Below are 20694 nucleotides of genomic sequence, written 5' to 3'. Positions count from 1 at the left end.
AGCTGACGTCCGTCACCGGTCGACGCCTCCCATCACGGGGTCGATGGACGCGACGGCGACGATGACGTCGGCCACCTGGCCGCCCTCGCACATCGCCGCCATGGCTTGCAGGTTGGTGAACGAGGGGTCGCGGAAGTGGACCCGGTAGGGGCGGGTGCCGCCGTCGCTGACGACATGGACGCCCAGCTCGCCCTTGGGCGACTCGACCGCCGTGTAGCTCTGGCCGGGCGGGACCCGGAAGCCCTCCGTGACCAGCTTGAAGTGGTGGATCAGGGCCTCCATGGAGGTGCCCATGATCTTCTTGATGTGGTCGAGGGAGTTGCCGAGGCCGTCCGGGCCGAGGGCGAGCTGGGCGGGCCAGGCGATCTTCTTGTCGGCGACCATCACCGGGCCGGGCTCCAGCCGCTCCAGGCACTGCTCGATGATCCGCAGCGACTGGCGCATCTCCTCCAGCCGGACGAGGAAGCGGCCGTAGGCGTCGCAGGTGTCGGCGGTGGGGACGTCGAAGTCGTACGTCTCGTAGCCGCAGTACGGGTCGGTCTTGCGCAGGTCGTGCGGGAGGCCGGCGGAGCGGAGGATCGGGCCGGTGGCGCCGAGGGCCATGCAGCCGGCCAGGTCCAGATAGCCGATGTCCTGCATGCGGGCCTTGAAGATGGGGTTGCCGGTGGCGAGCTTGTCGTACTCCGGCATGTTCTTCTTCATCGTCTTCACGAACTCGCGGAGCTGGTCCATGGCGCCGGGGGGCAGGTCCTGGGCGAGTCCGCCGGGGCGGATGAACGCGTGGTTCATCCGCAGGCCGGTGATCAGCTCGTACAGGTCCAGGATCATCTCGCGGTCCCGGAAGCCGTAGATCATGATCGTGGTGGCGCCCAGCTCCATGCCGCCGGTGGCGATGCACACCAGGTGCGAGGAGAGCCGGTTGAGCTCCATCAGCAGGACACGGATGATCGTCGCCCGGTCGGGGATCTGGTCCTCGATGCCGAGCAGCTTCTCCACGCCCAGGCAGTACGCCGCCTCGTTGAAGAACGGCGTCAGGTAGTCCATGCGCGTGACGAAGGTGGTGCCCTGCGTCCACGTCCGGTACTCGAGGTTCTTCTCGATGCCGGTGTGGAGGTAGCCGATGCCGCAGCGCGCCTCGGTGACGGTCTCGCCGTCGATCTCCAGGATGAGCCGGAGCACGCCGTGCGTGGACGGGTGCTGGGGGCCCATGTTGACGACGATGCGCTCGTCGTCGGCCTTGGCCGCGGACTGGACGACCTCGTCCCAGTCCCCGCCGGTGACCGTGTAGACGGTGCCCTCGGTGGTCTCGCGGGCGCTGGCAGATGGAGTGGTCACGAGTACGACCTCCGCTGGTCCGGAGCCGGGATCTGGGCGCCCTTGTACTCGACGGCGATGCCGCCGAGGGGGTAGTCCTTGCGCTGCGGGAAGCCCTGCCAGTCGTCCGGCATCATGATCCGGGTCAGGGCGGGGTGGCCGTCGAAGATCAGGCCGAAGAAGTCGTACGTCTCGCGCTCGTGCCAGTCGTTGGTCGGGTAGACCGCGACGAGCGAGGGGACGTGGGGGTCACTGTCCGGGGCGGTGACCTCCAGCCGGATCAGCCGGCCGTGGGTGAGCGAGCGCAGGTGGTACACCGCGTGCAGCTCGCGGCCCTTGTCGGCGGGGTAGTGGACGCCGCTGACTCCCGTGCACAGCTCGAAGCGCAGGGCGGGGTCGTCGCGCAGGGTTCGGGCGACGCGCACGAGGTGCTCGCGGGCGATGTGGAAGGTCAGCTCGCCGCGGTCGACGACCGTCTTCTCGATGGCGTTGCCGGGGACGAGGCCCTGCTCCTCGAGGGCGCCCTCCAGCTCGTCGGCGACCTCGTCGAACCAGCCCCCGTAGGGGCGGGTGGCCGGGCCGGGCAGGCGTACGGAGCGGACGAGCCCGCCGTAGCCGGAGGTGTCGCCGCCGTTGTTGGCGCCGAACATGCCGCGCTGGAGCCGGACCTCCTCCCCGTGCTCGCCGCGCTGCCCCGGCAGGTTCTGCGCGCTGAGGTCCTTGTCGGGATTCGGCTGATCGCTCACCGCGCACCCCTTTTCGCTTCTCCGCCCGCGCGGCGCGGAGGCTCGCCCTTCGTCGTCGTCCGCGGCCCGGCGGCCGCGCGTGCGTCGCTCACCTCAGCAGCCCCTTCATCTCGATCGTGGGCAGCGCCTTGAGCGCCGCTTCCTCCGCCTCGCGGGCCGCTTCCCGGGCGTTGACGCCGAGCTTGGAGCTCTGGATCTTCTGGTGGAGCTTGAGGATGGCGTCCATCAGCATCTCCGGACGCGGCGGGCAGCCCGGCAAATAGATGTCGACGGGGACGATGTGGTCGACACCCTGGACAATCGCATAATTGTTGAACATGCCGCCCGATGAGGCACAAACCCCCATGGAAATGACCCACTTGGGGTTCGGCATCTGGTCGTAGACCTGGCGCAGGACGGGCGCCATCTTCTGGCTCACCCGGCCCGCCACGATCATCAGGTCGGCCTGGCGCGGCGAGCCGCGGAAGACCTCCATGCCGAAGCGCGCCAGGTCGTACCGCCCGGCGCCGGTCGTCATCATCTCGATGGCGCAGCAGGCGAGGCCGAAGGTCGCGGGGAAGACGGACGCCTTGCGCACCCAGCCCGCGGCCTGTTCGACGGTCGTCAGCAGAAAACCGCTCGGCAGCTTCTCTTCGAGTCCCATTGGTGCCCCTCAGCCCCTCAGTCCCATTCCAGGCCGCCGCGCCGCCATACGTACGCGTAGGCGACGAAGACGGTGAGCACGAAGAGCAGCATCTCCACGAGCCCGAAAAGCCCCAGGGCGTCGAAGCTGACGGCCCAGGGGTAGAGGAAGACGATCTCGATGTCGAAGACGATGAAGAGCATCGCCGTCAGGTAGTACTTGATGGGGAAGCGGCCCCCTCCGGCCGGAGTGGGCGTCGGCTCGATGCCGCACTCGTAGGCCTCAAGCTTCGCCCGGTTGTACCTCTTTGGGCCGATAAGCGTGGCCATGACCACGGAGAAGATCGCAAACCCTGCCCCGAGGGCGCCGAGCACGAGGATGGGCGTGTAGGCATTCACGCTCCTCGCTCCTTCCAGTCGTCCTTGACCGATGGACCGCACCGGGCACCGTCTCGCCGCCTCGCGAAGATCGTGCACATGTGAGGCAGTTCACAAGCCCGACTGCTTCGCATCCTATGCCCGTCGATCTGTGATCTGCGACACGGGGTACGACAACGTCTTTGTGATCTCCACCACCCGTCGAAGGATCATGAATTCACCGAGAGGGCGATCTTCATACCGGGTGTGTCCAGACGTTCACAACACGTGACATTTCAGGGGTTCGGGGCAGGTCGGAGGGGGCGCCCCCTATCAAGGGATGGCCACTACAAGCAAATTCGCTCTGGACTCGCACGGGTGATAAAGGGCCTCACCTCACTCCCGCGAGGGGCCCGCGCGTACCGAAGTGGACACGTGCGCGCTTTCACGATCTTCCGGGCATCCGGGACCGTGACTCGAACGTGACCTGCGTCACTCCCTAGAGGGCCGCCGAAAAGCGGGCTTGGCCACCGGCGTGAAGGAGTGGTAAGCGCGCGGCAATTCGGACGTTTCGCGGAAAACCCATGATCACGGCCGTGATCACGAGAGTCCGCATTGTCCGTTACGGCGTCAATAAGGGCCAGAGGGAAGCGGATTCAACCAATCCGCGCGCAACTGTGGCGCAACCCACGTTTCTTGAAGGGAACCGTGAAGCCCTGATAGCGGTTGTACTCATGTCCCACACCGCTCACATACCCAGCCACCGGAAGCCCCGCCGCAGCGCTTCCAAGCTCGCGCTGCGAGCCGGAGTTGCCGGTGGCGTCCTCAGCACCATCGCGGTGGCCGGTGCTGCCGGGCCGGCGAACGCCGAGCCGGTGACCGAGACCATCGAGATGCCCACCCTCAACGGGGACCTTTCCGCGGACCTCTCGAGCGCCGTCGCCGCCTCCGCCGAGGCGACCCAGCAGATCGCGCTCGACCAGGAGCTCCAGGCCCAGGAAGACGCCGCCGCCGCCAAGGCCGCCAAGGAGGCCAAGAAGGCCAAGGCCGAGGCCGAGCGCAAGGCGGAGGCCGAGGAGGCCCAGCGCAAGGCCGAGGCGAAGGCCAAGGCCGAGGCCGAGGCCGCCGAGCGCGCCTCCCGCTCCTCCGAGCGCACCACGCTGTCCGCGTCCACCGGCTCCGAGGACGACGGCGGCTCCTCCTACGACTCCGGCCAGGCGACCGGCTCCGCCGCGGCGATCGTGGCCTTCGCCCGCGCCCAGGTCGGCGACGCCTACGTCATGGGCAGCACCGGCCCCAACTCGTGGGACTGCTCCGGCCTCGTGCAGGCCGCGTACCGCCAGGCCGGCATCGAGCTCCCGCGCGTCTCCGGCGACCAGTCGAGCCGTGGCACGTCCGTCTCGCTGGACAACCTCCAGCCGGGCGACATCCTGTACTGGGGCAGCCGCAGCAACTCGTACCACGTGGCGATCTACGTGGGCGGCGGCATGTTCGTCGGCGCGCAGAACCCCGGCACCGGTGTCGTCGAGCGCTCGCTCGACTACGACCCGCCGTCCGGCGCCGTCCGCATCCTCTGAGGCGTAGGCACCCGGCTCGCAGGGCCGTCGCTCCCCCGCTCGGGGAGGGAGCGACGGCCCTTCGCCGTGCCCAGCAGCAGGTGCGCGGCGACACCCGCGAGCAGACCCCAGAACGGTGAGCCGATCCCGGCGACCGTCACGCCCGACGCGGTGGCCAGGAACGTGATGACGGACGCCTCCCGGTCCCGTTCGTCGGCGACCGTGCGCGCCAGGCTGCCCGCGATCGAGCCGAGCAGTGCCACCCCCGCGAGCGTGGCGACCAGCGCCTTCGGCAGCCCGGTGAACAGGGCGACCAGCGTGGAACCGAAGCAGCCGACCACCAGGTACCCGACGCCGCACGTCACCCCGGCGATCCACCGCTTGGCCGGGTCCCGGTGCGCGTCCGGCCCGGTGCAGATCGCCGCCGTGATGGCCGCCGGGTTGACCGCGTGCGACCCGAACGGCGCCAGCAGCACCGACACCAGGCCCGTCGTCCCGCACACCACCCGGCTGTCCGGCCGGTACCCGGCCGCGTTCAGCACCGCGATGCCCGGCGCGTACTGCCCCGCCAGCGTCGCCACCAGCAGCGGCACGCCGATGCCCACGAGTGCCCCGAGCGAGAACTGAGGCACCGTGACATGAGGGACGGCAAGACCCAATCCGGGCAGATCCACCCGTAGGCCCCCCGTCACCCCCGCCACCACCAGCCCGGCCGCCAGCGCGCACACCACCGCGTACGTCGGCACCAGGCGCCGGGCGAGCAGGTAGGCCACGAGCATCGCGCCGGCCAGGAGCGGGGCGTCGCGCACCGAGGTGAACACGGCCGTGCCGAAGGAGAACAGCGTCCCCGCGAGCATCGCCGCCACCACGCCCGCCGGGATGCGGGCCATCACCCGCGCGAACACCCCCGTGACGGTGAGCGCCGTGGCGGCCACGCCCGCCACGAGGAAGGCGCCGACGGCCTCGGCGTAACCGTGCTGGGGCAGGGCGGTGACCAGGATCGCCGCGCCGGGCGTGGAGAACGCGGTGATGACCGGCGCGCGGCTCCACCAGCTCAGGCCCACACACGTGACGCCCGCGCCGATGGACACCGCCCACACCCACGACGACGCCTGCGCCTCGGTGAGCCCGGCCGCCGACGCGGCCGCCAGGACCAGGGCGAGCGGCCCGGCGTACGAGACCACCATGGCCACCGTCCCGGCGGTGACCGCCGTCAGGGGCACCGCCCCACCGGCACGTATCCGTCCACGCGGTCCACTGGTCATGCGGTCATCGTGCCGTACCCCGGTCAGCGGGTGCGGAACGCGTCCACCAGGCGGGCGTAGCTGTCCCCGCCGTTCCCCTCCGCGACGGCCTTGGCCATCAGGTCCCGGTGCAGTTCCGGCAGCCGCCCGTCGACCCCGCGCTCCCGGCCGGCGTGCAGCAGGTGCTCGACCGCCGCCAGTTGGACGTCGATGGTGGCGTCGTCGCCCGGGTAGTGGCCCGCGTCGATCTGACCGGCGTACCGCTCCACGAAACCGCCCACCGTCCCCAGCCAGCGGAGGGCGACGGGGGTGAAGGTGCGCGCGGCCACCCCGTCCGCGCCCACCAGCGCCGTGGCGTGCAGCCACCCGCCGAACACCGACCACATCAGCCCCAGCAGACCCGCGTCGTACAGCGAGGCGAGCCCGGTGTCCGGGCCGAGGTCCACCGGGTCGCCCAGGACGGCCAGCGTCTCGCGGTGTGCGGCGAGCACCTCCGGGGCCCCGGCGTAGAGGAACATGCTGGCCGGGCTGCCCACGCCGTCCGGCGTGGTCATGATCCCGCCGTCCAGGTAGCCGGCGGAGCGTCCGGCGGCCCAGGCCGCCATCTCCCGGGCCTGCTCCGGCGATCCGGACGTCAGGTTGACCAGGGTGCGGCCGGCGAGCGCCTCGCCGACCGGGTCGAGCAGGTCGCGGACGGTGGTGTAGTCCAGCACGCAGACCACGACGAGGTCGCTCGCGGCGACGGCCGCGGCGACCGTGTCCGCCTGGACCGCGCCGGCGGAGGTCAGGGCACCGGCCTTGCCGGGGGTGCGGTTCCAGACGGTGGTGGGGTGGCCGGCCGCGAGGAAGGCGGCGGCGAGCGCGGAGCCCATCCGGCCCAGCCCCAGGACGGTCACATGTGCTTTGCCGTGTTCACTGTTCATGATCGACAGCCTCGCAGCGGGGCGCGGACGCCGACAGTGGCAGGACTGCCCACCTCCGCAAAATTCCTGCCGCCGCCCGTCGTAGGGTCGGGTCCATGAGCCGTGGCCCCGGAACGGTCGCCGTCGCCGTCCTCCAGAACGACGGCATCTCCCCCTGGGAGATGTACGAACTCACCATCGCCTGCACGGTGTTCGGCATCCCGCAGCCCGACCTCACCGACCCCTGGTACGAGCTGCGCCTGTGCGGCACCGGCACCCCCGCGACCGGCCCGGGCTTCTCGCTGCGCACCGAGCACGGCCTGGACGCGCTGGTGGGCGCCGGCACCGTGATCGTGCCGTCGGTGCCCGACGCGGTCGTGGAGGAGGGCGAGGAGGTGCCGGCCGAGCTGGTCGGGGCGCTGCGCGCGGCCGCCGCCTCCGGGGCGCGGATGGTGTCCCTGTGCACCGGCGCCTTCGCGCTCGCCGCCGCCGGGCTCCTGGACGGCCGCCGTGCCACCGCGCACTGGCAGCACACGGCCGAACTGGCCGCCCGCCACCCGGCCGTGATCGTCGACGACTCCGTCCTCTACACGGACGAGGGAACGGTCCTCACCAGCGCGGGCGCCACCGCCGCGCTCGACCTGTGCCTGCACCTGGTGCGCCGGGACCTGGGCGCCCGGATCGCGGGCCAGGTCGCCCGGCGCCTCGTCGTGCCGCCCCACCGCGCCGGCGGACAGGCCCAGTTCATCGAGGCGCCGCTGCCGCCCGGCGACGACGACGGCCTGGGGCCCGTGCTCCAGTGGGCCACGGAGCACCTCGCCGAGCCGCTGACCGTCGAGGACCTGGCCCGCCGCGCCCGGATGAGCCCGCGTACCTTCCACCGCCGGCTGCACGAGAGCACGGGCACCACGCCGTTGCAGTGGCTGCTCCAGCAGCGCATCGCCCGCGCCCAGACGCTGCTGGAGTCCACCGACTGGCCCGTCGAGCGGATCGGCGCCGGCAGCGGCCTGGGCACGGCGGCCAACCTGCGCCGCCACTTCACGCGGACGGTCGGGGTCTCCCCCACCGACTACCGCAGGGCGTTCCGGGCCGTCACGCCTTCGGGGCGACCTTCGACAGGCCGTTGATGATGCGGTCCATCGCGTCGCCGCCCGTCGGGTCGGTCAGGTTGGCGAGCATCTTCAGCGTGAACCTCATCAGCAGCGGGTGGGTCAGGCCGCGCTGGGTGGCGATCTTCATGACCTTCGGGTTGCCGATCAGCTTCACGAAGGCGCGGCCCAGCGTGTAGTAGCCGCCGTAGGTGTCCTTGAGGATCTTCGGGTAGTTGTGCAGGGCCAGTTCCCGCTGCGCCGGGGTCGCGCGGGCGTGGGCCTGCACGATGACGTCGGCGGCGAGCTGCCCCGACTCCATGGCGTACGCGATGCCCTCGCCGTTGAACGGGTTGACCAGGCCGCCCGCGTCGCCGACGAGCAACAGGCCGCGCGTGTAGTGCGGCTGGCGGTTGAAGGCCATGGGCAGGGCGGCGCCGCGGATCGGGCCGGTCATGTTCTCGGGGACGTACCCCCAGTCCTCCGGCATGGAGGCGCACCACGCCTTCAGTACCTCGCGCCAGTCCAGGTCCTTGAAGGAGTCGGAGGTGTTGAGGACGCCGAGCCCGACATTGGACGTGCCGTCGCCCATGCCGAAGATCCAGCCGTAGCCGGGCAGCAGCCGGTCCTCGCCGGGGCCGCGCCGGTCCCACAGCTCCAGCCAGGACTCCAGGTAGTCGTCGTCGTGGCGCGGGGAGGTGAAGTACGTGCGGACGGCCACGCCCATCGGCCGGTCCTCGCGCCGGTGCAGGCCCATGGCGAGGGAGAGCCGCGTGGAGTTGCCGTCGGCGGCGACCACGAGCGGCGCGTGGAAGGTGACCGGCGTCTTGTCCTCGCCGAGCTTGGCGTGCACGCCGGTGATGCGGCCGGTGCGGTCGTCCACGATCGGGGTGCCGACGTTGCACCGCTCGTACAGCCGCGCACCGGCCTTCTGGGCCTGGCGGGCGAGCTGCTCGTCGAAGTCGTCGCGCTTGCGGACCAGGCCGTAGTCCGGGTAGCTGGCCAGCTCCGGCCAGTCGAGCTGGAGGCGGACGCCGCCGCCGATGATGCGCAGCCCCTTGTTGCGCAGCCAGCCCGCCTCCTCGGAGATGTCGATGCCCATCGCCACGAGCTGCTTGGTGGCGCGGGGAGTGAGGCCGTCGCCGCAGACCTTCTCGCGCGGGAACGCGGTCTTCTCCAGGAGCAGGACGTCCAGACCGGCCTTGGCGAGGTAGTACGCGGTCGTCGAACCGGCCGGACCGGCCCCGACGACGATCACATCCGCGGTGTGTTCGGAGAGGGGCTGCTGCTCGGTCACGGCGGGGTCTCCCGAATACTCGAAACTGCGTACCGGACGGCACAGGACGTGTGCAGTCTATGGGGACGTACCGATCACCGACCCGAAGGGCCACCCCGATGACCGAGCTGCTTCCCGGCGCCGTCCAGCCCGTCGTCCACCTGCGTGTGCCGACGGACGAGGACGCGTACGCCTGGCACCGGGTCTTCGACGACCCGGAGGTGATGGAGTTCTTCCAGGGCGGTCCGGCGGAGCTGTCCGTCTACCACGAGTTCACCGCCCGCCAGCGCCGGCACGACGCCGAGCTGGGCTTCTGCCTGTGGACGCTGCTGGACGAGGACGGCGAGGTCATCGGCTTCACGGGCGCACAGCCGTGGCCGCACGCCTGGGGGCCGGTGGGCGAGGTGGAGATCGGCTGGCGGCTGGCGCGGGCCGCGTGGGGCAAGGGGTACGCGACGGCCGCCGCCCGCACCACGCTGGAGCGGCTGCGGGCGGCGGGGGTGGAGCGGGTGGTCGCCATGGTGAACACCCGCAACGCGCGGTCGGTCGCGGTGGCGGGGCGGCTCGGGATGACGCGGGCGGAGACGTACGCCATCCCCGGCAGCCGGGGGCAGGAGGGGTACTGCTTCCGCCTGGAGCTGTCCTAGGGGGCCTTCGTGCCCCGGTGCCTGGAGCTGTCCTAGGGGGCCTTCGTGCCCCGGTGCAGGGCCACGATCCCGCCGGTCAGGTTCCGCCACGCCACCTTCGACCAGCCGGCCCTGCCGAGCAGCCCGGCCAGCGCGGGCTGGTCGGGCCAGCTCTGGATGGACTCGGCGAGGTAGACGTACGCGTCGGGGTTGGACGACACGGCGCGGGCGACCGGCGGCAGCGCGCGCATCAGGTACTCCTCGTACACCGTCCGGAACGGCGCCCACGTCGGGTGCGAGAACTCGCAGATCACCACGCGCCCGCCGGGCTTGGTCACCCGGTGCAGCTCGCGCAGCGCGGCGTCCGTGTCCTGGACGTTGCGCAGCCCGAAGGAGATGGTCACCGCGTCGAACACGCCGTCGCGGAACGGCAGCCTCGTCGCGTCGCCGGCCGTCAGCGGCAGCCACGGGTGGCGCTTCTTGCCCTCGCGCAGCATGCCGAGCGAGAAGTCGCACGGCACGACGAACGCCCCGGCCCGCGCGAACGGCAGCGACGAGGTGCCCGTGCCGGCCGCCAGGTCGAGGACCTTCTCCCCGGGGCGGGCGCCGACCGCCTTGGCGACCTCCTTGCGCCACCGCCGGTCCTGGCCGAGCGAGAGGACGTCATTGGTGAGGTCGTAGTTCGCGGCGACGTCGTCGAACATGGAGGCGACTTCGTGCGGCTGCTTGTCCAGGGTTGCTCGGGTCACGGGCCCATTGTGGCAGGCGGCCCCGGAGCGGCTACGCGCGCCGGTGCACCAGCCGCCCGCCCAGCACGGTGGCCACGCAGGTGCCGGCGCCGAGGCGGACCAGGGCGGCACGGTCCGGCACGTCGAACACCGCGAACCTGGCCGGTGCGCCGGCGGTCAGCCCCGGCAGCAGCACCAGCGGGCGCGGCGAGAACGAGGCGGGGCCGGGCAGGGTGGGCGGGCGGTGGCCCACGGCCAGCCCGGCGCGGCGCACCGCGTCCAGGGCGGCCCGGCCGCGCAGTTCACCGGCGACGGCGACCGTGCCGTGCGCCAGCATCCGCTGCACGCCGCGCCGGGCGCTGGCGCCCTGGCGGGCGGGGTCGGCGCGGAAGAGGGCGCGGGCCCGCTCACCGGTGATCGGGTCGGTGCCGAGTTCGTCCGCCTCGCGCGGGTCGGGGTGGTAGGCGCCCTCGAGCAGTTCGGGCCCGTAGGGGTTGAGCAGCCCGGGGGTGAGGATGCCGGGCCAGCGCCGCACCCGGGCCTCCGGGCGGGCGGCGGCCAGTTCCTCGTACGGGCCGACGGCGGCGATGGTCGCCCCGTCGACCAGGACGGCGCTCCCGGGCGATGCCGCGGCGACGTGGAGGGTCAGCACGGCCGGCTCAGGTGGCGGGGAGCAGCTTGAGCTCGGGGTGCGCCGTGCCGCCCGCGATCGCCGTGGAGGAGATGTGGGAGGCGACGCGGTCGTCGACCGGGTCGTTGGCCGGGTCGTCGTGGACGACGATGTGCTCGTACGTCGTCGTGCGCTGCGCCGGTACGCGGTCGGCGGTGCGGATCATGTCGATCATCTCGCGCAGGTTGGAGCGGTGCCTGGCGCCCGCCGACGAGACGACGTTCTCCTCCAGCATGATCGACCCGAGGTCGTCCGCGCCGTAGTGGAGGGTGAGCTGCCCGATCTCCTTGCCCGTGGTGAGCCAGGAGCCCTGGATGTGGGCGACGTTGTCGAAGAAGAGCCGTGCGATGGCGATCATGCGCAGGTACTCGAAGAGGGTCGCCTGCGTGCGGCCCTTCAGGTGGTTGTTCTCGGGCTGGTACGTGTACGGGATGAAGGCGCGGAAGCCTCCGGTGCGGTCCTGGACGTCACGGATCATGCGCATGTGCTCGATCCGCTCGGCGTTCGTCTCGCCCGTGCCCATGAGCATGGTGGACGTCGACTCGACGCCCATCCGGTGCGCGGTCTCCATGATCTCCAGCCACCGCTCGCCGGACTCCTTGAGCGGCGCGATCGCCTTGCGGGGCCGCTCGGGCAGCAGCTCCGCGCCGGCACCGGCGAAGGAGTCGAGACCGGCGGCGTGGATGCGGGAGATGGCCTCCTCGACGGAGACACCGGAGATGCGCGCCATGTGCTCGACCTCGGAGGCACCGAGGGAGTGGATGACGAGCTGGGGGAACTCCCGCTTGATGGCGGCGAAGTGCTTCTCGTAGTACTCGACGCCGTAGTCGGGGTGGTGCCCGCCCTGGAACATGATCTGCGTGCCGCCGAGTTCCACGGTCTCCGCGCAGCGCCGCAGGATGTCGTCGAGGTCGCGGGTCCAGCCCTTGGCGGTGTCCTTGGGCGGGGCGTAGAAGGCGCAGAACTTGCAGGCCGTGACGCACACGTTGGTGTAGTTGATGTTGCGCTCGATGATGTACGTCGCGATGTGCTCCGTACCGGCGTAGCGCCGCCGCCGCACGGCGTCCGCGGCCGCGCCGAGGGCGTGCAGCGGGGCCGACCGGTAGAGGTCGAGCGCCTCCTCGGGGGTGATCCGCCCGCCCTCCGCGGCACGGTCGAGGACGGACTGAAGGTCGGCCTTCTCGGTCACCGGGCGACACCTTTCGGCGGTTTGCAGGGGTTCTGCGCGGACCGAACCAGCCTACGCCAGCACGTCAGCCGCCCTCCGGCGCACCCTCCGCGCCCCGTGCGGGCCCCGGGCGGACGGCGTGGAGGGCGGCGGGTTCATCGGCCCGGGCGGCCCCGGCGAGCTGCGCGGCCGGCCCACGCGCGTCCCGCTCGCCACCGCGGCGGCCGACGCCGCCACCGGGCGCCGGCTGTGGGAGGTGTCGGAGCGGCTGACCGGGGTGCGGTACTCCTTCGCCGGCCGGTCAGCCGGACTTGCGCAGCGTTCCGTGCGGGCGGCCCGCCGCGGCCTCGTCGGACCGGTAGGCCAGAGTGCCGTCCGGCTCGAGCGTGAACGTCAGGGCGGCGGAGGTGCCCGTGCACATGCCAGGGGACCCGGGCTTCGCGGGGTCGGTGCGGTCGGTGACGCGCAGCCGGCCCGGCTCGGCCGAGGTCAGCCTGCCGATGCTGTGGCATTCGACGCTCGCCCCGAGAACGGTGAGGGTCGTGGTCATCCGCACCACGTCCTGACTTGTGGCACCCGCGCTGAAGACGGCGGTCAGCTCACCGTGCGGCAGCCCGTTCGCCTCCTGGGTCGGCCCCTTCCAGGTACCGAGGAACGCCTTGGGCACCGACGGCCGCGCGGTGCCGGCGCCCGGGGCGTCCGACGCCGGGGGCCGGGCCGCGTCCCGGTGGTCGTCGCCCCGGTCGAACAGCCCGAGGAGGGAACCGCCGCCAGGGCGCCGGCCACGGCCAGGGCGACCGTGCAGCTCAGGCGACGACCGCGGCCCCCCGCCGGTTCGGAGGTGGTGCTGACCGACAGCGACACGGGCGTGCGCGCCGGGCGCACCGCGTCCACGGTCGGTACGGGCTCGACCGGCGGGCCGAAGACGCCCACCGCCGGGCTGCTGAACGGCACCGGTCCGGAACCCGCCGGGCCCGCCGCCGGCTCCAGGTGCAGCAGCCGTACCGCGTCGCGGCTGACGCGCTCCACCAGCGGGGCCGGCAACCAGCCGCCCGCCACCAGGGCGGCCGCCCCGCCCGGGGCCAGCCGCGCGGCCAGCTCACCGGGCGCGGGGCGGGCGGCCGGGTCCTTGGCCAGGCACGCGGCCACCAGGTCCCGCTGCTCCCCGGCGAGGGCACCGCCCAGTTCCGGCTCCTCGTGGACCACCTTGTACAGCAGGGCGGCCGACGAGTCGCCCGGGAAGGGGGCCGCGCCGGTCGCCGCGTACGCGAGGACGGCGCCCAGCGAGAAGACGTCCGCGGCACCGGTCACGCCCTTGCCGAGGATCTGCTCGGGCGCCATGTAACCGGGCGAGCCGACCGAGACGCCGGTGGACGTCAGCGAGGCGGTGCCGTCCGTGGCACGGGCGATCCCGAAGTCGATGAGGCACGGCCCGTCCAGCGCCAGCAGGACGTTCGAGGGCTTGACGTCCCGGTGGACCAGCCCGAGCGCGTGGACCTCCGCCAGGGCCTCGGCGAGCCCGGCGCCCAGCGCCCGTACGGCGTGCTCCGGCAGCGGCCCGTGCTCGGCGACCGCCCGGGACAGCGGGGGTCCGGCGACGTACCCGGTGGCGACCCACGGGACCGGCGCCCGAGGGTCCGCGTCGAGCACCGGCGCGGTCCAGTGGCCGCCGACCCGCCGCGCCAGCTCCACCTCCCGCCGGAACCGCGCCCGGAACTCGTCGTCCAGCGCGAAGTGCGGGTGCACGACCTTCACCGCCACGGTCCGCCCGCCCTCGCTGCGGGCGAGGTAGACCCGGCCCATGCCGCCCGCCCCGAGCCTGCCGAGCAGCCGGTAGGGACCGATGGCTGCCGGGTCGCCAACTTCCAGCGGCTGCATGCGCCTTCCCCCTGTAGTCGTCGCGTACAGCAGGTTAGACGGGCCCGTACGGAACCCGTCGGCGCGCGCGGACATCTACCTGGCCGTATCTGCCCCGAACGACCCGGAGTGCTCCATGTCCCGTCCCGCCCAGGCGCTCGCGGCCGTCGTCGCCCTCGGCTGCCTCGCCCTGCTCACCGGCTGCTCCGGTGAGGGCGCTCCGGTCTCCTTCGACGGCCCGAGCGCGCCGGCGCCCGCGCCCCGGGCGGACGCGAAGGGCAAGGCCGTCCCGAAGACCGTGCTGCCGACCGGCCCCAAGGCGCGGTTCACCACCGCCAACACGCTGCCCGACGGCACCAGCATCGGCGTGACGACCCTGCACGGCGCCAAGTCCGGGTTCACGGGCAAGGTCTGGGTCTGGGCGCCCCCGCAGTACTTCGACCCCGCGTACGCCGGCAGCGGCTTCCCGGTGCTGATCGCCCTGCCCGGCGGCAACGGTTATCCGAAGAATTACTGGATGGGCACCGACCTCAAGTTGCAGAGCAGCATCAGCGAGTGGTCGAAAGAGGGCAAGAGCCTGCCCTTCATCGTGGTGATGCCGGTCCTCAATCCCGACGGCGAGCACTACTACGACGGCAGCGACATCCCGGGGCAGCCGAGAATGGGCACCTGGATGACACAGGACGTTCCGGATTTCGTCCGCGCGAATTTCCGTACGTTCGCCTCGCGGGACGGCTGGGCGTTCATGGGCTCGTCGTCCGGCGGATTCGTCGGCCTGAAGTCCGTGCTGAAGCACCCGGAGGCGTTCAAGGCCGTCATCGCCTCCGGCCCGGACACCGTTCCGGATTCGCCGCTGTGGGCCGGGCACGAGAAGGAAAGGCGGGAGAACGACCCCGAGCGGCTCGCACGACTGCTCGGCGCCGGGCCGGACTCCGAGGACCGCCGGGTGTATCTGGCGTTCCAGGTCGGCAGCCGGGAATCCGGCCTCGCCAACGTGAAGTCCTTCGTCGACACGTACACCAAGGGACCGGTCAGGACCCGCCTCCAGGTGATCCAGGACGGCGGGCACAACGCCAGGACCTATGTGAAGGGCATGGGGGACGGCTCGATCCAGTGGATCAGTGAGCACATGCAGGCCCCCGTCCCCCGCTCCTAGGCCCGGGCGTCCACGGACAGCAGTTCGACCTCCACGTCCGCCGGGAAGCCGGTCGTGGGACCGGTCCGGCGGGCGAATTCCCGCACCCCGGCGAGCTGCTCGGCGGCGAAGCGGAAGTCCAGCGTCGTGAAGTACTTCTCCAGGACCACCGCGTCGAACGCCTCCCAGCGCGCGGCCTGCTCGGCGACCTTCGCGACCTCCTCCAGCGACACGTCACGGGAGGCCAGGAACGCCTCGTGGACCTGGCGCACCACGCGCGGCTCGCGCGCCAGGTACTCCTTGCGGACCGCCCACACCGCGAAGACGAACGGCAGGCCCGTCCACTCCTTCCACATCTGCCCCAGGTCGTGGACCTGGAGCCCCAGTCGCGGGGCGTCGTGCAGGGAGGCGCGCAGCGCGGCGTCACCGATCAGCACCGCCGCCTCCGCCTCCTGCATCATCACGCCGAGGTCGGGCGGGCAGGTGTAGTAGGCGGGGGCCACCCCGTACCGCTCGGCGAGCAGGAGCTGCGCCAGGCGCACGGAGGTGCGCGAGGTGGAGCCGAGCGCGACGCGCGCCCCGTCCAGCTCCTCCAGCGGCCGCTGGGAGACGATCACGCAGGACATCACGGGCCCGTCGCAGCCGACCGCCAGGTCGGGGAAGGCGACGAGCCGGTCGGCGGCGCGCAGGAACTCGACGAGCGTGATCGGCGCGATGTCGAGGTCGCCGCGGACGAGCTGATCGCTGAGCTTCTCCGGGGTGTCCTTCGTGAGCTCGAGATCGAGGAGGGTTCCGGTGCGGGCCAGGCCCCAGTACAGGGGCAGGCAGTTCAGGAACTGGATGTGTCCGACGCGGGGCCGGCTCCGCAGCGGGTGGTGGTCGTCGGTTGAATTGTCCACAACGCGAGGCTAGACCCGTCCGGTACGCCCGGCCCGGCCGGGTGGGCCGTCAGCGCGGATGAACTCCGTCAAACATCCGGGTGACGTGATCTTTCCCTCTACCCATGCACACAGACCGCGTGCTAGGCTCGCCGCAAGTTGCAGTTTGGTTTCCCTTGCAGTACAGAGCCTGCGGAGCATGTGACCCGCGGGCTTTTGTAGTTTTCAGACTTGTTTGGCAGGTTCTGGAGCAGGGCAACCCTTTGGCCCATAGGAGGGCTTATGGCTACCGGAACCGTCAAGTGGTTCAACGCTGAAAAGGGCTTCGGCTTCATCGCCCAGGACGGCGGCGGCCCGGATGTCTTCGTCCACTACTCCGCGATCAACGCGACTGGCTTCCGCTCCCTCGAGGAGAACCAGCTCGTGAACTTCGACGTCACGCAGGGCCCGAAGGGCCCGCAGGCGGAGAACGTCACCCCGGCCTAAGGTGCCCGGGTCGGCGATCGCGCACGACTTTCAGTACCCGATTTAGCAGTACCCAAGGAGCCTTTTCCGTCCGGTCGCACGGCCGCACGGAAAGGGCTCCTGCCTTTTCCCCTCACTCCCCCCTCACCGGTCGTACAGCGCGTCGATGTGCGCCGCGTACCGCTCCAGCACCGCCTTCCGCCGCACCTTCAGCGTCGGGGTGAGCACCCCGGCGGCGACGCTGAAGTCCTCGTCCAGGACGGTGAACGCCCGAATCCGCGCCGGTCGCGACACCTGGGCGTTGGCCGCGTCGACCGCCTCCTGGACCAGGTTCCGTACGGCGGCGGCGTCCAGGCCCCGCACGGCGTCGGCGTCCACGGTGATCAGGGCGACCGGGTACGGGCGGCGGTCACCGGCCATGACGGCGTGCGAGACGACCGGCGCCCGCTCGATGAGCAGCTCCACCTCCGCCGGGCTCAGGTTCTTGCCGGACGACGTGATGATCAGGTCCTTCTTGCGCCCCGTGATCGTCAGGAACCCGTCCCCGTCCAGCGCCCCCAGGTCCCCCGTGTGCAGCCACCCGTCGCCCGCGACCTCCCCCGCCGCCACCATCGGCCCCCGCGCCAGCACCTCCCCGTCACCGGCGATCCGCACCTCGCACCCCGGCACCGGCCGCCCGACCGTCCCGTGGCGCACGGCGCCGGGACGGTTGAGCGAGATCACTCCGCCCGACTCGGTCATGCCGTACCCCTCGTAGACCTGGATGCCGCACCCGGCGAGGAAGTCCAGCGTCTCGGGCGCGATGGGCGCCGCACCGGTCAGCGCCCACCGCAGCCGGCCCCCGAGCGCCTCGCGCACCTGCTCCGGCGTCGCCCCGAACGCCCGTGCCATGCCGTGCACCTTCTCGAAGAGGCGCGGCACCGAGGGCAGGTGGGTGGGCCGGGCCTCGGCCAGCTCGGTGACCACGTCCTCGACACGGCCGCCGAAGTAGCACAGCTCCCCGCCGTACAGCAGGGTGCTGAACTGGATCAACTGGGCGAGCAGGTGAGCGAGCGGCAGGTAGAGGTACGTGCGGTCGCCGGGGCCGCCCTCGATGAACGGCAGCGTGGCGTCCTGGACGGCGCCGAGGTTGCCGTGGGTGAGGCGGACGCCCTTGGGCGGGCCGGTGGTGCCGGAGGTGTACACGATGGCCGCGCCGTCGCCGGGGCGGACGGCGGCCGCGCGGGCGAGCAGCGCGTCGGGGGCCCCGCCGCCGTGCAGGCCGGTGAGCCCGGCCACCTCGCGCAGCCCCGGCAGCCGCCCCCGCACGGCCGCCACCCGCGCCGCCTGTGCCGCGTCCTCGACGAGCGCCACGGAGGCCCCCGAGTCGCCGAGCACCCACGCCAGCTCCTCCTGCCCGGCCGTCGGGTACACCGGCACGACGACCGCGCCCGCCGCGAGCGCGGCGAAGTGGGCGTACGTCCACTCCACCCGCGTCTCGGACAGGATCGCCACCCGGTCACCGGGCGCCACGCCCAGGGCGATCAGCGCCTGTCCGGTGGCGCGCACGGTGGCTCGGAGCCCGTCGTACGGGACCGAGGTCCAGGTCCCGTCGGCCCGTTTGTGGCGCAGCGCGGGGAGCCCCCCGTGCCGCTCGGCCGCCCATTCGGTGAACACCGCCAGCGTCGGTGGACGTCGTGTCATGAGCCGACGGTAGGAAGGGCCCGCGGCGGGGGGCATGACGGGAAACGTCAGGGCCGCTGACCCCGGCGCTCAACCCCGGTACGGTCCGGTCATGGCCAAGCGGACCATCACCGTGCACCATGTGCGGGCGCTGCTGCGCGGGGCGCGGCGGCACGGTCTCGACACCGTGCCGCTCCTCCAGGCCGCCGGCATCCCGCCGCTGCTCCTCGGGGACGACCGGGCGCGGGTCACCTCGGCGCAGTTCGCGCTGCTGTTCCGGGCGCTGTACCGGGCGACGGGGGACGAGTTCCTGGGCCTCGGGCCGGTGCCGAGCCGTCCGGGGACGTTCGCGATGATGTGCCACGCCTCGCTCGGCTGCCATGACCTGGGCGCGGCGATCGAGCGCGGGACGGCGTTCTACCGGCTGTTCCCCGGCGGGCCGGACCTGGGGCTGGTGCGGGCGGAGGGCGAGGCCGTGCTGACCGTGCGCGGCGAGCCGCCGGACTCGTTCACGGCCGAGTGCCTGGTGATCATCTGGCACCGGCTGTGCAGTTGGCTGGTGGGCCGCCGGATACCGCTGCTGCGGGCCGGTTTCGCGTATCCCGCGCCTTCGCACGGGGACGAGTACGCCGACCTCTTCGGTTGCCCGGTGAGCTTCGGGACCGGGGCGACCCGGGCCGCCTTCGACGTCCGCTGGCTGGCCGCGCCGCTCGTGCGGGACGAGGACGACCTGGGGGTGATGCTGCGCCGGTCCCCCTTCGAGCTGCTCAGCCGCCGGGCGTACGGCACGACCGTGGCCGAGCAGGTGCACAGCGCGCTCGCCCGCGCCCTGCGGGCCTCGCCCCGACTGCCGACGCTGGGCGAGGTGGCGGCGCGGCTGGCGGTGAGCCCCGCGACGCTGCGGCGCCGGCTCCAGCAGGAGGGCACCTCGTACCAGCGGCTGAAGGACACCGTCCGGCGGGACGCGGCGATCGCGGGCCTGGCCGAGGGCCGTGAGCCGATCACGGAGCTGGCGGTACGGCTGGGCTTCTCGGAGGACACCTCGTTCCACCGGGCGTTCCGGCGGTGGACGGGCACCACCCCGGGTGCGTACCGCGGCCGGTGAAGCTGAGCGTTCCGGTCAGCCCCGTCCTTACTCGCGGGTCACTACGGTCTCCCCACCCCCACACCGGACGTAGGGAGAGCCGCACATGCGTGTACGTACGAGGGTGCTGGCCTGCGTGGCCGCACTCGTCCTGTCCTCCGCCGTACCGGCGGCCGGCGCGTCGGCCCAGGCGGGCCGCCCCGGCGACCTGGTGAGCGCCGAGCGCTCCGCCTTCCACCCGCTGCCCGGCCAGCCGACGGCGACCCGGGCATGGAGGATCCACTACCGCTCGACCTCGGCGACCGGCGCCCCGAACGTCGTCTCGGGCACGGTGATCGTCCCGCAGGACGGCCGCACCGGGCCGCGTCCGCTGATCACGTACGCCGTCGGCACGGTCGGCCTCGGCGACTCGTGCGCGCCGAGCGCCGGATTCCCCCGCGGCACCACCATGGAGGCCAGCCTGATCCAGCAGCTCACCTGGCGCGGCTGGGCCGTGGTGGTCACCGACTACGAGGGGCTCGGCACCCCGGGCGAGCACACCTACACGGCCGGGTCCTCGGCCGGGCACGCCATGCTCGACGCGGCCCGGGCGGCGATCCAACTGCCGGAGGCCGGGCTCGGCGCGGACACCCCGGTCGGCATCATGGGCTACTCGCAGGGCGGCCAGGCCGCCGGGTGGGCGGCCGAGCTGCACTCCTCGTACGCCCCGGAGCTGAGGGTGAAGGGCACGGCCGCCGGCGGCGTACCGGCACGACTGGCCGGGCTCGTGCCGGTGCACGACGGTTCGTACGGCTCGGGCCTGCTGTTCATGGCGGCGGCGGGGCAGGACGCGGCGTACCCGGAACTGGAGCTGGACTCGTACCTGAACGCCGCGGGCAAGGCGCTGATCGGCCTCTTCCGGAACAACTGCGTGGCGGTCGACACGACGGTCGGCTCGTTCAAGCGGATCTCCGACCTGACGGTCAGGAACCCGCTGGAGACCCCCCAATGGCGGGCCCGTCTCGCGGAGTCGGACCTCGGCCGCACGGCGCCCGGCCACCCGGTGTACCTGTACCACGCGCTCGCCGACGAGCTGATCCCGTACTCCCAGGGCACCGGCCTGCGCGCCGACTGGTGCGCCGGGGGCGCCGCCGTGGACTGGCGCACGATCGTGGTCGGCGAGCACGTCTCGGGCGTGATCACCGAGTCCCCGAGGGCGGCCGACTGGCTCGCGGACCGGTTCGCGGGGAAGCCGGTGTCCGGCGACTGCTGAACCCGTGACCAAGCCCCCGCGGCGCCCTCCGGCACCTGCCAGGGGGGCGCCGCGGCGTTCTACGC

Annotated in this window: 19 protein-coding genes and 2 pseudogenes; 8 read left to right on the top strand and 13 right to left on the bottom strand. The window is 72.4% G+C overall.

The features are described from left to right. Window positions 1-12: 12 nt before the first annotated feature. The 4 genes from E2B92_RS24845 to E2B92_RS24830 all read right to left on the bottom strand — a co-directional run bounded on the left by E2B92_RS24845 (window position 13) and on the right by E2B92_RS24830 (window position 3080). On the bottom strand, window positions 13-1335 hold the full coding sequence (locus tag E2B92_RS24845; RefSeq protein ID WP_126885588.1) for an NADH-quinone oxidoreductase subunit D: 1323 nt from the start codon (window positions 1333-1335) through the stop codon (window positions 13-15). After that, entirely contained in the window at window positions 1332-2060 is a 729-nt protein-coding gene (locus E2B92_RS24840) for an NADH-quinone oxidoreductase subunit C (protein ID WP_126885587.1), read from the bottom strand. Before E2B92_RS24840 ends, E2B92_RS24845 begins: the two co-directional genes overlap by 4 nt. A gap of 88 nt (window positions 2061-2148) precedes the next feature. Then, on the bottom strand, window positions 2149-2703 hold the full coding sequence (locus tag E2B92_RS24835) for a NuoB/complex I 20 kDa subunit family protein (RefSeq protein ID WP_126885586.1): 555 nt from the start codon (window positions 2701-2703) through the stop codon (window positions 2149-2151). A gap of 17 nt (window positions 2704-2720) precedes the next feature. Continuing rightward, complete coding sequence (locus E2B92_RS24830; protein WP_126885585.1) at window positions 2721-3080, bottom strand: NADH-quinone oxidoreductase subunit A; 360 nt, start codon at window positions 3078-3080, stop codon at window positions 2721-2723. A 692-nt stretch (window positions 3081-3772) separates the two neighbouring features. Between E2B92_RS24830 and E2B92_RS24825 the strand changes: the two genes are divergently transcribed. Continuing rightward, a complete protein-coding gene (locus E2B92_RS24825) occupies window positions 3773-4615 on the top strand; it encodes a C40 family peptidase (RefSeq protein ID WP_126885584.1) in 843 nt (280 codons plus the stop codon). Here E2B92_RS24825 and E2B92_RS24820 read toward each other — a convergent pair. Both E2B92_RS24820 and E2B92_RS24815 read right to left on the bottom strand, forming a co-directional pair. Next, on the bottom strand, window positions 4579-5859 hold the full coding sequence (locus E2B92_RS24820) for a benzoate/H(+) symporter BenE family transporter (protein ID WP_126885583.1): 1281 nt from the start codon (window positions 5857-5859) through the stop codon (window positions 4579-4581). The genes E2B92_RS24825 and E2B92_RS24820 overlap by 37 nt on opposite strands. 23 nt (window positions 5860-5882) lie before the next feature. Then, window positions 5883-6761 carry an NAD(P)-dependent oxidoreductase gene (locus E2B92_RS24815; protein ID WP_126885582.1) on the bottom strand — a complete coding sequence of 293 codons (879 nt, stop codon included), beginning with the start codon at window positions 6759-6761 and terminating at the stop codon, window positions 5883-5885. A gap of 95 nt (window positions 6762-6856) precedes the next feature. Between E2B92_RS24815 and E2B92_RS24810 the strand changes: the two genes are divergently transcribed. Beyond that, complete coding sequence (locus tag E2B92_RS24810; protein ID WP_126885581.1) at window positions 6857-7867, top strand: helix-turn-helix domain-containing protein; 1011 nt, start codon at window positions 6857-6859, stop codon at window positions 7865-7867. Here E2B92_RS24810 and E2B92_RS24805 read toward each other — a convergent pair. Further along, on the bottom strand, window positions 7833-9125 hold the full coding sequence (locus E2B92_RS24805) for a geranylgeranyl reductase family protein (protein WP_126885580.1): 1293 nt from the start codon (window positions 9123-9125) through the stop codon (window positions 7833-7835). The genes E2B92_RS24810 and E2B92_RS24805 overlap by 35 nt on opposite strands. A gap of 98 nt (window positions 9126-9223) precedes the next feature. Here E2B92_RS24805 and E2B92_RS24800 point away from each other — a divergent pair, with 98 nt between their 5' ends. Next, entirely contained in the window at window positions 9224-9751 is a 528-nt protein-coding gene (locus tag E2B92_RS24800) for a GNAT family N-acetyltransferase (protein ID WP_126885579.1), read from the top strand. Window positions 9752-9783: 32 nt separating this feature from the next. On the opposite strand, the gene E2B92_RS24795 is transcribed toward E2B92_RS24800, so the two are convergent. The 3 genes from E2B92_RS24795 to mqnC are packed head-to-tail and all read right to left on the bottom strand — an operon-like array spanning window position 9784 to window position 12317. Next, a complete protein-coding gene (locus tag E2B92_RS24795; protein WP_126885578.1) occupies window positions 9784-10479 on the bottom strand; it encodes a demethylmenaquinone methyltransferase in 696 nt (231 codons plus the stop codon). A 31-nt stretch (window positions 10480-10510) separates the two neighbouring features. Beyond that, on the bottom strand, window positions 10511-11110 hold the full coding sequence (locus tag E2B92_RS24790) for an imidazolonepropionase-like domain-containing protein (protein WP_126885577.1): 600 nt from the start codon (window positions 11108-11110) through the stop codon (window positions 10511-10513). Between the two features lie 7 nt (window positions 11111-11117). Next, entirely contained in the window at window positions 11118-12317 is a 1200-nt protein-coding gene (mqnC, locus tag E2B92_RS24785; RefSeq protein WP_126885576.1) for a cyclic dehypoxanthinyl futalosine synthase, read from the bottom strand. Window positions 12318-12432: 115 nt separating this feature from the next. Here mqnC and E2B92_RS33515 point away from each other — a divergent pair. Continuing rightward, a pseudogene (locus E2B92_RS33515) lies at window positions 12433-12588 on the top strand (short-chain dehydrogenase); the annotation flags it as partial. Between the two features lie 9 nt (window positions 12589-12597). Here the strand turns inward: E2B92_RS33515 and E2B92_RS24775 are convergent. Next, window positions 12598-14174: pseudogene (locus E2B92_RS24775) on the bottom strand (serine/threonine-protein kinase). A 115-nt stretch (window positions 14175-14289) separates the two neighbouring features. Here E2B92_RS24775 and E2B92_RS24770 point away from each other — a divergent pair. Then, entirely contained in the window at window positions 14290-15309 is a 1020-nt protein-coding gene (locus E2B92_RS24770) for an alpha/beta hydrolase (protein ID WP_126885575.1), read from the top strand. Here E2B92_RS24770 and E2B92_RS24765 read toward each other — a convergent pair. After that, window positions 15306-16187 carry a menaquinone biosynthetic enzyme MqnA/MqnD family protein gene (locus tag E2B92_RS24765; protein WP_126885574.1) on the bottom strand — a complete coding sequence of 294 codons (882 nt, stop codon included), beginning with the start codon at window positions 16185-16187 and terminating at the stop codon, window positions 15306-15308. The two genes, E2B92_RS24770 and E2B92_RS24765, sit on opposite strands and share 4 nt — an antisense overlap. Before the next feature lie 261 nt (window positions 16188-16448). On the opposite strand from E2B92_RS24765, the gene E2B92_RS24760 reads away from it, so the two are divergent. Beyond that, window positions 16449-16652, top strand: coding sequence for a cold-shock protein (locus tag E2B92_RS24760; RefSeq protein ID WP_126885573.1), 204 nt, complete (start codon window positions 16449-16451; stop codon window positions 16650-16652). A gap of 123 nt (window positions 16653-16775) precedes the next feature. Here E2B92_RS24760 and E2B92_RS24755 read toward each other — a convergent pair whose 3' ends face one another. Next, entirely contained in the window at window positions 16776-18314 is a 1539-nt protein-coding gene (locus E2B92_RS24755) for an AMP-dependent synthetase/ligase (protein ID WP_133087693.1), read from the bottom strand. 91 nt (window positions 18315-18405) lie between these two features. Here E2B92_RS24755 and E2B92_RS24750 point away from each other — a divergent pair, with 91 nt between their 5' ends. Beyond that, on the top strand, window positions 18406-19398 hold the full coding sequence (locus tag E2B92_RS24750) for an AraC family transcriptional regulator (RefSeq protein WP_126883926.1): 993 nt from the start codon (window positions 18406-18408) through the stop codon (window positions 19396-19398). Window positions 19399-19483: 85 nt separating this feature from the next. After that, window positions 19484-20629 (top strand): lipase family protein, encoded by a 1146-nt coding sequence (locus tag E2B92_RS24745; RefSeq protein WP_126883927.1) that lies wholly within the window; start codon window positions 19484-19486, stop codon window positions 20627-20629. Window positions 20630-20694: the final 65 nt, after the last annotated feature.

The organism is Streptomyces sp. WAC05374 (assembly GCF_004353505.1).
Taxonomy (GTDB): domain Bacteria; phylum Actinomycetota; class Actinomycetes; order Streptomycetales; family Streptomycetaceae; genus Streptomyces.
This window is presented reverse-complemented; position numbering and strand designations above follow the sequence as displayed.

What these genes read in the sequence shown, in the direction of transcription:
- E2B92_RS24810 (WP_126885581.1), top strand. Translation starts at nt 6,857, where the DNA reads ATGAGCCGTGGCCCCGGAACGGTCGCCGTCGCCGTCCTCCAGAACGAC.
- E2B92_RS24835 (WP_126885586.1), bottom strand. Translation starts at nt 2,703, where the DNA reads ATGGGACTCGAAGAGAAGCTGCCGAGCGGTTTTCTGCTGACGACCGTC.
- E2B92_RS24745 (WP_126883927.1), top strand. Translation starts at nt 19,484, where the DNA reads ATGCGTGTACGTACGAGGGTGCTGGCCTGCGTGGCCGCACTCGTCCTG.
- E2B92_RS24800 (WP_126885579.1), top strand. Translation starts at nt 9,224, where the DNA reads ATGACCGAGCTGCTTCCCGGCGCCGTCCAGCCCGTCGTCCACCTGCGT.
- E2B92_RS24755 (WP_133087693.1), bottom strand. Translation starts at nt 18,314, where the DNA reads ATGACACGACGTCCACCGACGCTGGCGGTGTTCACCGAATGGGCGGCC.
- E2B92_RS24815 (WP_126885582.1), bottom strand. Translation starts at nt 6,761, where the DNA reads ATGAACAGTGAACACGGCAAAGCACATGTGACCGTCCTGGGGCTGGGC.
- E2B92_RS24820 (WP_126885583.1), bottom strand. Translation starts at nt 5,859, where the DNA reads ATGACCAGTGGACCGCGTGGACGGATACGTGCCGGTGGGGCGGTGCCC.
- E2B92_RS24770 (WP_126885575.1), top strand. Translation starts at nt 14,290, where the DNA reads ATGTCCCGTCCCGCCCAGGCGCTCGCGGCCGTCGTCGCCCTCGGCTGC.
- E2B92_RS24760 (WP_126885573.1), top strand. Translation starts at nt 16,449, where the DNA reads ATGGCTACCGGAACCGTCAAGTGGTTCAACGCTGAAAAGGGCTTCGGC.
- E2B92_RS24825 (WP_126885584.1), top strand. Translation starts at nt 3,773, where the DNA reads ATGTCCCACACCGCTCACATACCCAGCCACCGGAAGCCCCGCCGCAGC.
- E2B92_RS24750 (WP_126883926.1), top strand. Translation starts at nt 18,406, where the DNA reads ATGGCCAAGCGGACCATCACCGTGCACCATGTGCGGGCGCTGCTGCGC.